We start from the raw sequence: 567 nt of genomic DNA, 5'->3' as shown, positions 1-567 counted from the left end.
TGTACAGGCCATCGTCGTGTTGAGGGGTGGATTCGGTGTCGTTGCGTGGGGTGGATCTGGGGGAGATTCCGGAGGAGACCGCTCGGCTGGCGCGTGCGGTGTTCCCGAAGGGCTGCCTGGTGATGCGGGTGCGGGATGCGCTCGGGCCGGTGTTTTCGGATGCCGATTTCGAGGAGCTGTTCTCGGCCCGAGGGCGGCCGGTGGTGTCTCCGGCCCGGCTGGCGCTGGTGTCGGTGTTGCAGTTCGCGGAAGGGCTGACCGACCGGCAGGCCGCGCATGCGGTCCGCTCGCGTCTGGACTGGAAGTATGCCCTTTCGCTGGAGTTGGCCGACACCGGATTCGACTTCTCGGTGCTCAGTGAGTTCCGCGCCCGACTGATCGACAGCGAAGCCGGTCAGATGGTGTTCGACGCGGTACTGCGGGCGGCCGGTGAGGCAGGGTTGGTCAAGGCGGGCGGGCGGCAGCGCACGGATGCCACCCACGTGCTGGCCGCGACAAGAGACCTGAACCGGCTGGAGTTCGTGGTCGAGACCCTGCGGGCGGCCCTGAACCAGGTGGCGCAGGAGG

General features: G+C 68.1%; 1 protein-coding gene. It reads left to right on the top strand.

Going from position 1 to position 567, the window contains the following annotated elements:
• Positions 1 to 35 precede the first annotated feature (35 nt).
• Positions 36 to 567 (top strand): transposase (locus tag IEZ08_RS39180; RefSeq protein ID WP_229803975.1); only part of this gene is annotated, 532 nt, incomplete at its 3' end.

Origin of the sequence: Planobispora rosea, from assembly GCF_014648175.1 — a bacterium.
Classification (GTDB): Bacteria; Actinomycetota; Actinomycetes; order Streptosporangiales; family Streptosporangiaceae; genus Planobispora; species Planobispora rosea.
This window is presented reverse-complemented; position numbering and strand designations above follow the sequence as displayed.